This is a genomic window from Cupriavidus basilensis (genome assembly GCF_008801925.2).
GTDB lineage: Bacteria > Pseudomonadota > Gammaproteobacteria > Burkholderiales > Burkholderiaceae > Cupriavidus > Cupriavidus basilensis.
On sequence record NZ_CP062803.1, the window covers coordinates 869,416 to 883,171 of the forward strand.

Annotated in this window: 12 protein-coding genes; 7 read left to right on the top strand and 5 right to left on the bottom strand. The window is 68.0% G+C overall.

Annotation, left to right across the window (positions count from 1 at the left end; translation table 11 throughout):
* Positions 1-234 precede the first annotated feature (234 nt).
* Both F7R26_RS03930 and F7R26_RS03935 read right to left on the bottom strand, forming a co-directional pair.
* Positions 235-1,461 carry an acetate/propionate family kinase gene (locus tag F7R26_RS03930; RefSeq protein WP_150988607.1) on the bottom strand — a complete coding sequence of 409 codons (1,227 nt, stop codon included), beginning with the start codon at positions 1,459-1,461 and terminating at the stop codon, positions 235-237.
* Positions 1,462-1,546: 85 nt separating this feature from the next.
* Positions 1,547-2,488 carry a phosphate acetyltransferase gene (locus F7R26_RS03935; RefSeq protein ID WP_150988604.1) on the bottom strand — a complete coding sequence of 314 codons (942 nt, stop codon included), beginning with the start codon at positions 2,486-2,488 and terminating at the stop codon, positions 1,547-1,549.
* Between the two features lie 320 nt (positions 2,489-2,808).
* Here F7R26_RS03935 and F7R26_RS03940 point away from each other — a divergent pair, with 320 nt between their 5' ends.
* The 5 genes from F7R26_RS03940 to F7R26_RS41400 all read left to right on the top strand — a co-directional run bounded on the left by F7R26_RS03940 (position 2,809) and on the right by F7R26_RS41400 (position 7,483).
* Positions 2,809-5,142, top strand: coding sequence for a DUF3141 domain-containing protein (locus F7R26_RS03940; RefSeq protein WP_241754493.1), 2,334 nt, complete (start codon positions 2,809-2,811; stop codon positions 5,140-5,142).
* A gap of 51 nt (positions 5,143-5,193) precedes the next feature.
* The gene (gene fabI, locus F7R26_RS03945) at positions 5,194-5,973 is read left to right on the top strand and encodes an enoyl-ACP reductase FabI (protein WP_150988601.1); all 780 of its coding nucleotides are present in this window, start codon (positions 5,194-5,196) and stop codon (positions 5,971-5,973) included.
* Positions 5,974-6,091: 118 nt separating this feature from the next.
* Positions 6,092-6,334 (top strand): RNA recognition motif domain-containing protein, encoded by a 243-nt coding sequence (locus F7R26_RS03950; protein ID WP_150988598.1) that lies wholly within the window; start codon positions 6,092-6,094, stop codon positions 6,332-6,334.
* Between the two features lie 110 nt (positions 6,335-6,444).
* The gene (locus F7R26_RS03955) at positions 6,445-7,248 is read left to right on the top strand and encodes a TOBE domain-containing protein (protein ID WP_150988594.1); all 804 of its coding nucleotides are present in this window, start codon (positions 6,445-6,447) and stop codon (positions 7,246-7,248) included.
* 100 nt (positions 7,249-7,348) lie between these two features.
* Positions 7,349-7,483 carry a hypothetical protein gene (locus F7R26_RS41400; RefSeq protein WP_277820353.1) on the top strand — a complete coding sequence of 45 codons (135 nt, stop codon included), beginning with the start codon at positions 7,349-7,351 and terminating at the stop codon, positions 7,481-7,483.
* A 35-nt stretch (positions 7,484-7,518) separates the two neighbouring features.
* Here the strand turns inward: F7R26_RS41400 and F7R26_RS03960 are convergent, their stop codons facing one another.
* From F7R26_RS03960 to modA, 3 genes are all read right to left on the bottom strand, one after another.
* Entirely contained in the window at positions 7,519-8,241 is a 723-nt protein-coding gene (locus tag F7R26_RS03960; RefSeq protein WP_150988591.1) for an ATP-binding cassette domain-containing protein, read from the bottom strand.
* A gap of 6 nt (positions 8,242-8,247) precedes the next feature.
* Positions 8,248-8,919 (bottom strand): molybdate ABC transporter permease subunit, encoded by a 672-nt coding sequence (gene modB / locus F7R26_RS03965; RefSeq protein ID WP_150988813.1) that lies wholly within the window; start codon positions 8,917-8,919, stop codon positions 8,248-8,250.
* Between the two features lie 120 nt (positions 8,920-9,039).
* Positions 9,040-9,852, bottom strand: coding sequence for a molybdate ABC transporter substrate-binding protein (modA, locus tag F7R26_RS03970; RefSeq protein WP_416351321.1), 813 nt, complete (start codon positions 9,850-9,852; stop codon positions 9,040-9,042).
* Between the two features lie 282 nt (positions 9,853-10,134).
* On the opposite strand from modA, the gene F7R26_RS03975 reads away from it, so the two are divergent.
* Both F7R26_RS03975 and F7R26_RS03980 read left to right on the top strand, forming a co-directional pair.
* Positions 10,135-12,261 (top strand): bifunctional 2',3'-cyclic-nucleotide 2'-phosphodiesterase/3'-nucleotidase, encoded by a 2,127-nt coding sequence (locus tag F7R26_RS03975; RefSeq protein ID WP_241754414.1) that lies wholly within the window; start codon positions 10,135-10,137, stop codon positions 12,259-12,261.
* 55 nt (positions 12,262-12,316) lie between these two features.
* Positions 12,317-13,132 carry a tetratricopeptide repeat protein gene (locus F7R26_RS03980; RefSeq protein WP_193692127.1) on the top strand — a complete coding sequence of 272 codons (816 nt, stop codon included), beginning with the start codon at positions 12,317-12,319 and terminating at the stop codon, positions 13,130-13,132.
* The last annotated feature ends 624 nt before the right edge of the window (positions 13,133-13,756 follow it).

Sequence of the window (13,756 nt, forward strand, 5' to 3'; positions counted from 1 at the left end):
GGGGCGCGCCGCGAGTTGGCGGCCTTCCTGCTCCCGCAGACCGATCCTGCGCATCGACCGGCCCTTCGGCGAACGCGTGGTCGCCGAAGGGCTGGCATCCGGATCAGTCGTGCCAGGATCGGCATGGGCCTGCACTGCCTTGTCCAGTGCAACGTACTGGATACGCGGGCCGAATCCGCATTGCAAGCGTCAAACGCAGGCCGTTCGCGTTCCAGCGCTAGCGTCTCGGTAGCACTACGCTAGCGCATTCTGCTCCATCATGATGCGTGCGGTATTCAGCGCGATCATGCCTTCCTCGTCGGTAGGCAGTACCAGGACCGGCACGCGGCTGTTGTCGCGGCTGATGCGCTGGCGGTTTTCGTTGTTGGCGCCTGCGTCCAGGCTGATGCCAAACAGCTCCGCCAGCCGCGCGCAGATCTTCTCGCGCACGGGCGGCGAGTTGGCGCCGATGCCGGCAGTAAATACCAGCGCATCCAGGCCGCCCAGCGTGGCCGCCAGCTTGCCAATTTCCTGCGCCGCGCGATAGGCGTAGAAATCGATCGCCAGGCGCGCGCGCGGCGCGTCGCTGGCCAGCAGGGCGCGCATGTCGCTGCTGAGGCCGGACAGTCCCTTCAGCCCTGACTCCTGGTACAGCATCGTCTCGATATCCTTGGTGCTCATGCCTTGCTGCGACAGCCACAGGATGGCGCCGGCATCGATGGCGCCACAGCGCGTGCCCATCGGCAGGCCGTCGAGCGCCGTCAGGCCCATGGTGGATTCCACGCTGCGCCCGTCGCGCATGGCGCACAGGCTGGCGCCGTTGCCCAGGTGCGCCACGATCACGCGGCCCTGTGCCAGGTCGGGCGCGATCTGCTGCAGGCGGCGCGCGATGTATTCGTAGGACAGGCCGTGAAAGCCGTAGCGGCGGATGCCGCGTTCGAAGTATTCGTAAGGCAGTGCCAGCAGTTGCGCCAGCGGGTCGTGCCCGGCGTGAAAGGCGGTGTCGAAGCAGGCGACCTGCAGCAGCGCCGGCGCGGCGGCGCGCACCGCGCGGATTGCCGTGAGGTTGTGCGGCTGGTGCAGCGGCGCCAGCGGGATCAATGCTTCCAGCTTGGCAATGACGTCGTCGTCGATCTTCACGGCAGCGGAGAAATCCGCGCCGCCATGCACCACGCGATGGCCGATCGCCACCGGCGGCGCATCGCGCAGGCCGATGCTGAGCACCAGCCGGATCAGGCGGAAGGCCGCGTCGTGATCCGTCACCTGCGCCACCGGAAAGCGTTCGTCCGCGACCACGCGGCCGTCCGCCATGCTGGCGGTGAGGCGCGGCGACACGCCGATGCCTTCGATCTGCCCGTGCGCGCTGAGCACCGGGTTGATGTCGGCATTGGCGTGCGCGGCCTCGGGCACGGCGTACACCGAGACCTTGACGCTGGAAGAGCCGGCATTGACGACGAGGATGGTGGGATGGGTGGCGCTCACGCTGGCAAGCCTCCTTGTGACGGTGACGTTGACTGTGACTGTGACTGTGACGGCGACTGGGACGGCGACCGGGACGCCGGGGCGTTCAGATCTTGCTGGGTGCCTGGCCGGCTCGGCGCGCATGCGCCAGCAGCACGGCAATCGCGCAACTGCCGATGCGCGCGCGCACGCTGTCGGCGCGGCTGGTGAGGATGATGGGCACGCGCGCGCCCAGCACGATGCCGGCGGCTTCGGCGCCGGCCAGGAAGGTGAGCTGCTTGGCCAGCATGTTGCCGGCTTCCAGGTCGGGCACGAGCAGGATATCGGGATCGCCCGCGACCTCGGAGACGATGCCCTTTGTCACCGCGGCTTCATGGCTGATCGCGTTGTCGAACGCGAGCGGGCCGTCGAGGATGCCGCCTTCGATCTGGCCGCGCCGGCTCATCATGCACAGCGCGGCTGCGTCGATGGTGGAGGGGATCTTGTCGGTCACGGTTTCCACCGCCGAGAGGATGGCCACCTTGGGGCACTCGATGCCCAGCACGCGCAGCAGGTCGATCGCGTTGCGGCAGATATCGGCCTTGTCGTTGAGCGTGGGAAAGATATTGACGGCGGCGTCGGTGATGAACAGCGGCTTGTGGTAGCTCGGCACGTCCATCGCAAACACATGCGAAAGGCGCCGCCCCGTGCGCAGGCCAGTGGCGGACGCGGTGACTTCGTGCAGCAGCTCATCGGTGTGCAGGCTGCCCTTCATCAAAAGCTCGGCCTCGCCCGCGCGGATTGCCGCGACGGCGCGCGCGGCGGCGGCATGGCTGTGCGGCGCGTCGATCAGCACGCTGTCGCCAAGGTCCAGCGCATTGGCGTCGGCCACCTGGCGGATGCGCGCCTCGGGCCCGATCAGCAGCGGCACGATCAGGCCCAGGCTGGCCGCCTGCAGCGCGCCGCCGAGCGCGGAAGCATCGCAGGGATGCGCCACCGCGGTGGGAATGGCGGGCAAATCCTGGCAGCGCGCCAGCAGGACGGAATATTTGTCGGGCGTGTGGGTCATCGGCGCTCCGGTGCGTCGGGGTTGCGGTGCGACCGCGCGGACATGCTGCGTCGCGCAAAAACAAAGGCCAGTATAGGCGATGTTTCCTTCGGCACGATGACATTGGCGTGTACCTTGCGCCAGGTCATCCCGGCCTCGGATCCGCCCATGCTGCGGGTTGTCAAGCGCGATGCAGGCTGGTAGATTGCGTTGTGCTGCAGGGCAGCAATTCCGTGCGATTGCCTGGAAACGACTGCCTTCGGCGCCACACCGTAGAACGTAGAAGGGGAAGCCGAGTGAACGCACGTGATCCCGTCATCCATGCCGGCACCGCCGCCGGCATGCCACCGCTTTTGTCCGATGCGTGGTCCTACGCGCATGACGCCTGGCAGCGCGCCATCCTGTTGCTCGACATCCTGCGCGAGCGCGGCAACCAGACCTTCGAGCACGAGCGCGAGGGCATGCCGCCGGTGCTGATCTTCGAGCACGAGGTGGTGATCGACGCGCGCACGCTGGCGCAACCCGCCAACTACGCGCTGCTGCGCATCCTGCCGCCGCCCGGCATCGTCACCGACGACACCAAGCGGCCCTTCGTGGTGATCGATCCGCGCGCCGGGCATGGCCCCGGCATCGGCGGCTTCAAGATCGACAGCGAGATCGGCATCGCGTTGCGCAGCGGCCATCCCTGCTACTTCGTCACCTTTTTCCCGGTGCCTTGCCCGGGCCAGACCATCGAGTGCGTGGCGCGCGCCGAAGCGCTGTTCCTGCTCACCGTGGCCGAGCGTCATCCGCAAGCGCAGGGCAAGCCGTTCGTGATCGGCAACTGCCAGGGCGGCTGGGCGCTGATGATGCTGGCAGCCGCCGCGCCGGAACTGGTCGGCCCCATCCTGCTGGCCGGTTCGCCGCTGGCCTACTGGTCGGGCGTGCGCGGGCGCAATCCGATGCGCTACAGCGGCGGGCTGCTGGGCGGCTCGTGGCTGTCGTCCTTTACGTCGGATCTCGGCAATGGCCGCTTTGACGGGGCCTGGCTGGTGCAGAATTTCGAGCAGCTCAATCCATCCAATACGTACTGGAAGAAGCTCTACGACGTCTATGCACAGGTGGATACGGAGCGCGAGCGCTTCCTGGCGTTCGAGCGCTGGTGGGGCGGGCATTTCTTGCTCAACCGCGCCGAGATCGACTGGATTGTGCAGAACCTGTTCGTTGGCAACCACCTCACCGCCGGCGAGGTGCGCAGCGCGGATGGCAGCGTCGCGGTGGACCTGCGCAATGTGCGCTCGCCGATCGTGGTCTTTGCTTCCTGGGGCGACAACATCACGCCGCCGCAGCAGGCGCTGAACTGGATTCCCGATCTCTACGCCAGCGTCGACGAGATCGTCGCCAACGACCAGGTCATCGTCTACTGCCTGCATGAAAAGGTCGGGCACCTTGGCATCTTCGTCTCGGCCGGCGTGGCCAATCGCGAGCACACCGAGCTGTTCTCGGCGCTGGACCTGATCGACGTGCTGCCGCCCGGGCTGTACGAGGCGCGTATCGAAGACATCGCGCCGGGCACCTCGCACCTGGAACTGATCGAAGGCCGCTACCTGATGCGCTTCGAGCGCAGGACCATCGACGACATCCTCGCGCTGGACGATGGCCGCGACGACGAGCGTGCGTTCGAGGTGGTGCGCCGCGTGGCCGAAGTCAACCAGCGCCTGTACGACACCTTCGCCTCGCCGGCGGTGCAGGCCGCATCCAACGAGCTGAGCGCGTACACGATGCGGCAGATGCATCCGGCCCGGCTGGAGCGCTCGCTGGCGTCGGACGCGAATCCGTGGATGGCGTGGATTGCCGCGCTGGCGCCGACGGTGCGCGAGGCGCGCCAGCCGGTGGCGCCGGACAATCCCTTCGTCACGCTGGAGCGTGCGATGTCCGACACCATCGTGCGCACGCTCGATGCGTGGCGCGACCAGCGCGACGCCTTCCAGGAGCAGCTCTTCGAGGCGTTGTACCAGTCGCCATGGCTGTCCGCGCTGATGGGCTTCTCGCCTGGCGCCGAAAAGCGCGGCCCGCCGCCGCTGAGCGCGGCGCTGCGCCAGGAACTGGCCGCGCGGCGCATCCATGAGGCCGAGGCGGGGATCGAGCAGGGCACGCCGCTCGATGCCTTCATGCGCATCCTTTGCTTTGTGGCGGACGAGAACACCAGCATCGAGGAGCGGCCCTTCAACCTGATGCGGCAGATGGCGCGCGAGCACCTGGAGCAGCAGCCGGACATCGCCACGGTCAAGGCCGCGGTCAGGCGGCAGAGCATGATCGTCGGGCTGGACGCCGCGCGGGCCGTGGCCGCGCTGCCGCTGCTGGTGCCGGACAGCGCGCTGCGCCATCGCATCATGATGGCGATCCATCGCATCGTGACCGTGGTGGGGCCGCTCGAAGGCGCCCGCCTGGCGCGCTATCGCGAGGTGGCGCGCGTGCTGGGCACCGACCATACGGCGCGGCAAACTGCGCAGCCCGCCACCGAGCCGCCCCCGGCGCTCGCAGCCGTGGAAACGCCGCGCACGGTGCGCAAAGCCGCTTCGCCCGAAGCCAGCGCACGCGTTCGCAAGGCAGGCACGGCTGTGGCCGGCAAGGTGGCCAAGCCTCTCAAGACGGGCAAGCCTTCAGCGCGGCGCAACGTCAAGACAGGCAGCTGAACCAGGCGGGCGCCGCCATCGGGGCCGCGCATTCATTAAGCGAGGGACATCATGGTGCAAGTACCCAATCCCCCATTGCTGGGCGCGCGCGTGCTGGTGGTCGGCGTGGCCAACGCGGAGTCCATCGCGTGGGGTTGCGCGCGGGCCTTCCGCGAGCTTGGTGCCGAGCTGGCGATTACCTATCTCAACGACAAGGCCTACCCGCATGTGGCGCCGCTGGCCGAATCGGTGGGCGCGACGATCCTGATGCCGCTCGACGTGGAGGACGCGGGCCAGGAGCAGGCGCTGTTCGAGCGGATCACCCGGCAATGGGGCCGGCTCGACGTGCTGGTGCACTCGGTGGCCTTCGCGCCCAAGGACGACTTGCAGGGCGGGCTGCTCCATGCATCGGCGGCCGGCTTCGCGCGGGCCATGGACGTGTCCTGCCATTCCTTCGTGCGCTTGGCGCGGCGCGCGGTGCCGCTGATGCGCGAGGGCGGCAGCCTGTTCGCCATGAGCTACGAGGGCGCCAACCGCGTGGTGCCGAACTACAACCTGATGGGCCCGGTCAAGGCGGCGCTGGAAGCCTCCTGCCGCTACCTGGCGTACGAACTCGGCCCGAGCGGCATCCGCGTGCACGCCATTTCGCCGGGGCCGCTCAAGACCCGCGCGGCGTCCGGGCTCAAGGATTTCGAGCAATTGCTGGCGGATGCCGCGGGCCGCGCCCCGCTGGGCGAGCTGGTCGACATCATGGATGTCGGTTTTGCCACCGCCTACCTGGCGACGCCCTACGCGCGCCGGATTTCCGGCAACACGGTGTACGTGGATGGCGGCGTGCACATCATGGGCTGACTGCCGCCAAGGGCGCGATGCGTGGCCCACGGCCCGCGTCGGGCCGCCTACAATGAGCTAGACAACGCAGGCACGCGCTACCCGCCACGTGCGCGCTGCCTCATATCGGGAGCAAGACATGAAGGTACTCATCCGGGGCCTGCACCGCGATGTGACCGAACAGATGCTGCGCGACAAGCTGGCGACCTACGCACCGGTGACGTCCGTGGAACTGATGCGCGAGGGCGATCCGAACCACCCTTGGGCCTGGGTCGACCTGGATATCGATGCTTTCAAGGCGTGGCGCCTGCTGCGCCAGCTGGATCGCCAGTACTTCGCCGGCAGCATGATGCGCTGGTATATCCCGGCTCACCAGGGCTGATGCGCTGGCAAGCTGAGACCGGGCGCCTGCCGCGCGCCGGCGCGCTTTGGCATTAAGATAAGCGGCTTCTGCCACTTTGCCGCGCTGCCATGCGGTAGCGCCATTCCCGCATGCTAGAACTCGATGGTGCGATCTGGTTTCGCTCAGGCTCCCAGGACTGGGGCGGGCGCGAACGCATCGCCCTGCTGGCCGCGATCGGCGAGCACGGCTCGATCACCGCCGCTGCCAAGGCGGTCGGGCTGAGCTACAAGGGCGCCTGGGATGCCATCGACGCCATGAACAACAGCGCGGGCGAGCCGCTGGTGGTGCGCGCCGCCGGCGGCAAGGGTGGCGGCGGCACCGTGCTGACCGAGCGCGCCGCCAGCCTGATCCGCACCTACCGCACGCTTGAGCACGAGCATCGGCTCTTTATCGAACACCTTGCCAGCCTCGGCAACGTTAGCGAGACGGCGCAGGACGACCTTCACCTGATGCGGCGTTTCATGATCAAGACCAGTGCGCGCAACAAGCTCTTTGGCAAGGTGGCCGCGATCCGCGGCGGCGCCGTCAACGACGAGGTCACGCTGTCGCTCGCGGGTGGCCAGCACGTGGTCGCCACCATCACCCACGAAAGCGTGGAGACGCTGGGCCTTGCACTTGGCGCCGAAGCCTTCGCGCTGATCAAGGCTTCCTCGGTCCTGCTGGGGCTGCCCGATCCCGGGCTGCGGCTCTCGGCGCGCAACCAGTTGCCTGGCAAGGTGGCCCGCGTGCTGCCGGGCGCCGTTAATGCCGAGGTGGCGCTGGAACTGGATGGCGGCGGCACCGTGGTCGCCATCGTCACCAACGACAGCGTGAGCGCGCTGGGGCTTGCCGAGGGCAGCCGCGCGCTGGCGATCTTCAAGGCGTCGAGCGTGATCCTGGGCACCATGGGCTGAGCCTGGCGCGCGTCAGCCGGGCACCAGCGGGCACCAGCGGCTCGCTCAGGCTGGTGTTCGCCAGCCATCGGCATGGCGCGTGCTGGAGACTGTCTTCGGCATGACCATGTGGATGATTGCCGCCAAGCTGCTGATTGCCTTTGCCTTGTTTTCCGAGTACCCGAGTACCCGAGTTACCGACGGCCATGGCGTGCAACGGGGGCTTGAGTTGGCCTCCCTGATCCGGCCCCACTGAGCCGGCCTCACTGAGCCGGCCTCACTGAGCCAGCCTCAGACCACGTGCGCCGAGGCGGGCGCGTACACCTGCGGATGCCCCTTCACGGGCGCGGCGCCAAAGATGCGGCCTTCGCGCACTTCCAGCACGTGGTCGCCGAGGGCTTCCACGTCGTCGGGGTCGTGCGAGATCACCAGCATGGGCACTTCCAGGCTGGCTTGCAGCGCGCGCAGCTCGGCGCGCATGCGTATGCGCAGCGCCGGGTCCAGCGCGGAGAACGGCTCGTCCAGCAGCACGATATCGGGCCGCGCCGCCAGCGCGCGCGCCAGCGCGGCGCGTTGCTTCTGGCCGCCGGAGATCTCGCCGGGATAGTTGCCGGTGATCGCGCCAAGGCCAAACGCATCGATCCAGCGCTGCGCTTCCGCGTGGTGCGTGTTGCGGCGCGGGTTGCGCCAGCCCCGCTCAAGCCCGAAGGCGATGTTCTGCGCGACCGTCAGATGCGGGAACAGGGCGTAGTCCTGGAACAGGTAGGCCACGCGCCGCTCCTGCGGGCGCACGTTGACCCGCGCCTCGCTGTCGAACAGGGTGCGGCCGTTGAGCACGATGCGGCCACTGTCCGGCGTGAGCAATCCGGCGATGGCGCGCAGCGTCAGGCTCTTGCCCGCGCCGGAGGGGCCAAACAGCGCAATGCGCTTGCTTGCCGAGTCGAAGGCGATATCCAGCCCGAACCGGCGGTCGGCGGAACCGAGCTGCTTGCGTACGGTGACTTGCATGGTCATGGCGGCCTACCGGTACATTTTGCGGGTGGGCGGCACCAGCCGCCCGGCGGCTACCAGCAGCACCACGCAGGTGAGGGAGGTGACCAGCACCAGCACGTTGGCGGTGTTGTCGTCGCCGGCCTGCACGGCTTCGTAGATGGCGACCGACAGCGTTTGCGTGCGCCCGGGCAGGTTGCCCGCCACCATCAGCGTGGCGCCGAACTCGCCCAGCGCGCGGGCAAAGGCCAGCAGCACGCCGGCGATGATGCCGCGCGACGCCAGTGGCAGCGTCACGCGAAAGAAGATACCGGCCTCGGACGTGCCGAGCACGCGCGCGGCGTCCTCAAGCTGCGAGTCAACCCCTTCGAAGGCGGCGCGGGCCGACTTCAGCACCAGCGGGAAGGCCACGATGGTGGAGGCCAGCACTGCGCCTTGCCAGGTAAAGACCAGTTCGATGCCGAGCCGGCCGAGCCACTCGCCGAACACGCCGCGGCGCCCGACCAGCACCAGCAGGTAGTAGCCGAGCACGGTCGGTGGCAGCACCAGCGGCAGCGTGAGCAGGGCGTCGACCACGTCGCGCGCGGCCGATTGCCAGCGCGACAGCGCAAAGGCCGCGCCCACGCCCAGCACGGCGTTGAGCACGGTGGCCCAGCCCGCCACTTTGAGCGACAGCGACAGCGGGACCCAGACAGCTTCCAGGGAGGTCATCAGCATAAACGCCCGCCGGCGGAGCCAGGCAGGCGGCAAGGTGGATTCAGGTTGGCGGCGCGCCCGGGGCGCCGGGGCTGCGGGCAAGGGTCAGGGATTATGGCTTACGGCTTACGGTTTTAGAAAACCATACCTGGCCAGCACCGCTTGCCCTTCCGGCGACGTCACATAGCCGAGGAATGCCGCGGCTTGCTCGGGCTGTCTGGAGTGCGAGGTGATGGCGATCGGATACGTGACCGGCTGGCGCGTCGGTACCCGCAGCGCCACCTTGACCTTGTCCGGCATGATCGCCGCATCGGTGGCGAACACAAAGCCGGCATCGACTTCGCCACGGGCCACGTAATCCAGGCTCTGGCGCACGTTTTGCGCCATCACGCCCTTGGCCGAGACCGCATCCCACACGCCTGCTGCTTCCAGCGCGCCTTTGGTATAGCGGCCCACCGGCACCGACGCCGGGTTGCCGAAGGCCACGCGCTTGAACTCGGGGCGGGTCAGGTCCTGCAGCTTGCCCACTTCCAGCTTGCTGTCAGCCGGCAGGATCAGCGCGAGCTGGTTGGCGGCAAAATCGCGGCGCGACGCGGGCTGCACCACGCGCTCGGCCACGGCCTTGTTCATGGCGTCCTGGTCGGCCGAGGCAAACACATCGGCCGGCGCGCCGTTGACGATCTGCTGCATCAGCACGTCGGAGGCGCCGAAGTTGAGGATCACCTTGGTCTGGGGGTGCGCGCGTTCGTAGGATTCGGCGAGCGACTTGAAGGCATTGGTCAGGCTGGCCGCGGCGGAGACCACCAGGTCTGCGCCGAAGGCGGCCGGGGCGGACAGCGCCAGGGTGGCGGACAGCAGCAGGCCGGCCGCCAGCGAGGCGCGTCGGGCGCCGCGCGGCTGGCGGGACTGGGCAGGCAACGGAGCGGAGATCGGGAGCATGGGCATGGCGGGGCGCGGGTGGCCGGAAGCGGGTTGGATAGCAGGCGGGCCGGGCCGGAACGTGCCCGCCAGATGTGCCCGCCAAATGCGCAATATATGACGGTATATAACGCGGCGTCAATGGCACATTGGGTCGGGACAGGGCATATCGGCGGGCCGTGCGGGTGCGCCTGCTGCCGGCCGCCGGCCGTCACGGTGGTGTAACGCACGCGTCACTCTGCTGCCATTTGCGCTCGGGACAATGTCCGGCTCCAGGCACAACAAGAAAGAAGGGAGCCACAAATGCACCGCTGTCCGACCGCCGTTCTACCCGCGCGCGCCGCGCCCGCTTCGTCCCCGATCCTCGCTGTGCCCACCGTGGCCGCGCTGGGCGCCGCCATCGTGGCCACGGTGCTGCTGGCCGCCTGCGGCTCCGATGACAGCCCTGCCAGCGCTGGCACGGGCACGGGTGTCACGCCGCAGGCCGATAGCGTCTCGGCCGGCACCAAGGCCACGCTGGCCTTGCTGGAAACCACCGACCTGCACACCAATGTGCGCAGCTACGATTACTTCAAGCTGGCCGAGGACAAATCCTTCGGCTTCGAGCGCGTGGCAACCCTGATCAAGCAGGCGCGCGCCGAGTTTCCCAACACCCTGCTGCTGGACAACGGCGACACCATCCAGGGCACCGCGCTGGCCGACTACCAGGCCCAGGTCAACCCGCTCAAGTGCGGCGAGACCCTGGCCATGTACAAGGTGATGAACGCGGCCAGGTTCGACGGCGGTGGCATAGGCAACCACGAGTTCAACTACGGCCTGGGCTATCTGAACCAGGTCACGGGCAACCGCTTCAACGTGGATGGCCTGCCCGACCCGACCGTGCAGACGCCGTGCGCCGGGCCGGCCTTCCCGCAGGTGCTGGCCAACGTGTACAGCGTGCGCACGCGCGCGCCGCTGTTCCAGCCGTACACCATCATCACCCGCCAGATCACCGCCACCGGGCCCGACGGCAACACCGTCACGGTGCCGGTCAAGGTCGGCATCATCGGATTCACGCCGCCCGCGATCATGAGCTGGGACAAGCGCTGGCTCGACGGCAAGGTCTACACCGAGGGCGTGAAGGAAACCGCCGAGAAGTTCGTGCCGGAGATGCGCGCCAAGGGTGCCGACCTGGTGGTGGTGATCTCGCACGGCGGGCTCGATGCCTCCGCGTACTCGCCCACCATGGAGAACGGCAGCTGGCACCTGTCCAAGGTGGCCGGCGTGGATGCCATGCTGATCGGCCACTCGCACCAGGTCTTCCCCGATGCCACCAGCACGGTAGCGCAGTTCAACCTGCCGGGCGTGGACAAGGTGCGCGGCACGGTCAACGGCGTGCCGACCGTGATGGCCGACTACTGGGGCCGCCGCCTCGGCGTGATCAAGCTGCAGCTCGCGCATGACGGCAATCGCTGGGTGGTCGACAAGAGCGCCACCATCGTGCAGGCGCGCTCGATCCAGAATGCCGACAAGAGCTATGTGGCGGCCGATGCCAGCGTGGCGGCCGCGATCGATGCGGAGCACCAGGCCACCATCGCCTACGTGAAGACGCCGATCGGCACCACCGACTACCGCATGAGCACGTACTTCGCCGATGTGGGCGATCCCGGTGCGATCCAGATCGTCAACCAGGCGCAGGCGGCCTACGTGAAGGACTACATTGCCGCCAACCTGCCGGCGCTGGCCACGCTGCCGGTGCTGTCCGTCTCCGCGCCGTTCAAGAGTGGCTTTGGCGGCGGCAACGACTACACCGATGTGCAGTCCGGCAACCTTGCCATCAACAATGCAGCCGATCTCTACCTCTACCCCAACACCATTTACGCGGTGAAGGTGAGCGGCAGCGACGTCAAGGCCTGGCTGGAGACCGCCGCCAAGCGCTTCAACCTGATCGATCCGGCCAAGACCGCTGACCAGCCGCTTATCAGCAGCTTCCCTGGTTATAACTTCGACATGTTCACCTCGCCCGACCTGCAGTACGAGATCGACGTGACGCAGCCGGAGGGCAGCCGCATCAAGAACCTCGCGTACAAGGGCGTGCCGCTCGACGCCAGCCAGCAGCTCATCGTGGCCACCAACAACTACCGCGCCAGTGGCGGCGGCAATTTTCCCGGCCTGGACGGCAGCAAGACGGTCTACGCCTCGCCGGACGCCAGCCGCGATGTGCTGATCGCCTACATCAAGAAGGCCGGTGCCATCACGCGCGCGACCAACGGCGGCGCGCGCAGCTGGCGCTTCACCAAGGTAGCCACGGCCGGCAAGGTGGTGTTTGCGTCCGCGCCAGGCCAGCTGGCGCAGGCGCAAGCCGCCGGCCTCGCCAATATCGCGCTGGAGCAGGCGAGCTACGACACCACCAAGAACCTGTCGCTATACAGCGTCGACCTCAACCAGTAAGGCGGCAATGACCACGGCAATGAGCACGACAGCGAGCACGGCAACGAATACGCCAATGAAGGGAGCGACGGCGCCGGCATGCAGTGCGCCTGCGCGTCGCCACGGCCGTCAGCGCCGCCTGCATCCGGTCATCGCTGCCGCGCTGGTGGCGGTCGCGGTGGCGGCCGGCTGCGTGGGCGGGGCATCGGCGTGGCGCGAGCATGCCAGCGCGCGCCACGCGCAGCTTGCGCAGTGGCAGACGCGGGCCGGCTCGGCCGGCGACGAAGAGGCGCTCGCGGCGCTGCGCCAGGCGGCGCGGGCGGGGGAGGGCGCGGCCCAGGCCGCGCTTGGCGAAGCGTTGTGGGCAAGCGGGGATGCGGCGGCGCATGCCGAAGGCCGTGACTGGCTGAAGCAGGCCGCCGGGGCCGGAGATGCGCGCGCGCATTTCGTGCTGGGCAAGGCGGCCTTCCTCGGCGATGCGCAGCGCACGCCCGACGCTGAGGCGGCCTGGCACCACTTCGAGCTGGCCGCCGCGGCGGGCAATACCGGGGCCGCGTACTACCTCGGCTTGCTGCACCGTGGCGGCTATGGCCGGGCGCCGGACCCGGCCGCGGCCGCGCGCTGGTTCGCGCTGGCCGCCGATGCCGGCGTGCCGCAGGCGATGTTCATGCTGGCCAACGCCTATCGTGAAGGGGCAGGCGTGCCGCGCGACGAGGCCCGCGCGGTGGCGTGGTACGAGGCCGCGGCCGAGCGCGAGCATCCGGAATCGATCCAGGCGCTGGCGATGGCCTATCGGTATGGGGAGTTGGGGTTGAAGCGGGATGAGGGGAGCTTTCGTGCGCATCTGGCGGAGACAGCGCATGCGTTGAAGCATCCGGCTTTGAGTCCTTGATTTCTTGAGTCTTTGAGTCTTTGAGCTGGGGCGTTGGGGGCTGTAGCCCGCTGACGCGGGGGTGTCGCTTGTGGGCGGGGTTTTACGGCTTCTAGCTGCTGGCGCGGCTGTGCGGTGTTGGCCGATTTAGAACGTGTGAGATGTCACTTCTCTTTACTCGTAAAGAGAAGTAACCAAGAGAAAGCGATCCTTGCAGGAGGCTGGCGTGGCGTCATTGGGGATCCCAATGGTTTCATCGTACGGCCCCGGGTGCTAATGGACTCGTGCCGTTACCAGTTTAGATCATCACGACCCTGCCGATGCCCAGGGTTTCGTGGTGGCCCCCACCGGTAGCCACCACCACGAATTTCAAGCCGTCTGTCGCTCGCGGAGTGACTGGCCACGAAGTTGCGAGCGTCCCGTTTCCGTCGTGGGCGCGGTGGCACCGCCAGAACAGTTCTGAGGGATTCACCACCGCGCCCACCCCACCACGAATCCATCACGGCGTGATATATCGTGACGCCTTGCACCGGTACCGGCAGATGGATGAATGCGCAGGGATGCCGCTACCGAGCAGACTCACCACGAAACCAGCGTCATCCGCAGGGTCGTGGCCACTCAAACCGGTAACGGCACGAGGCCATT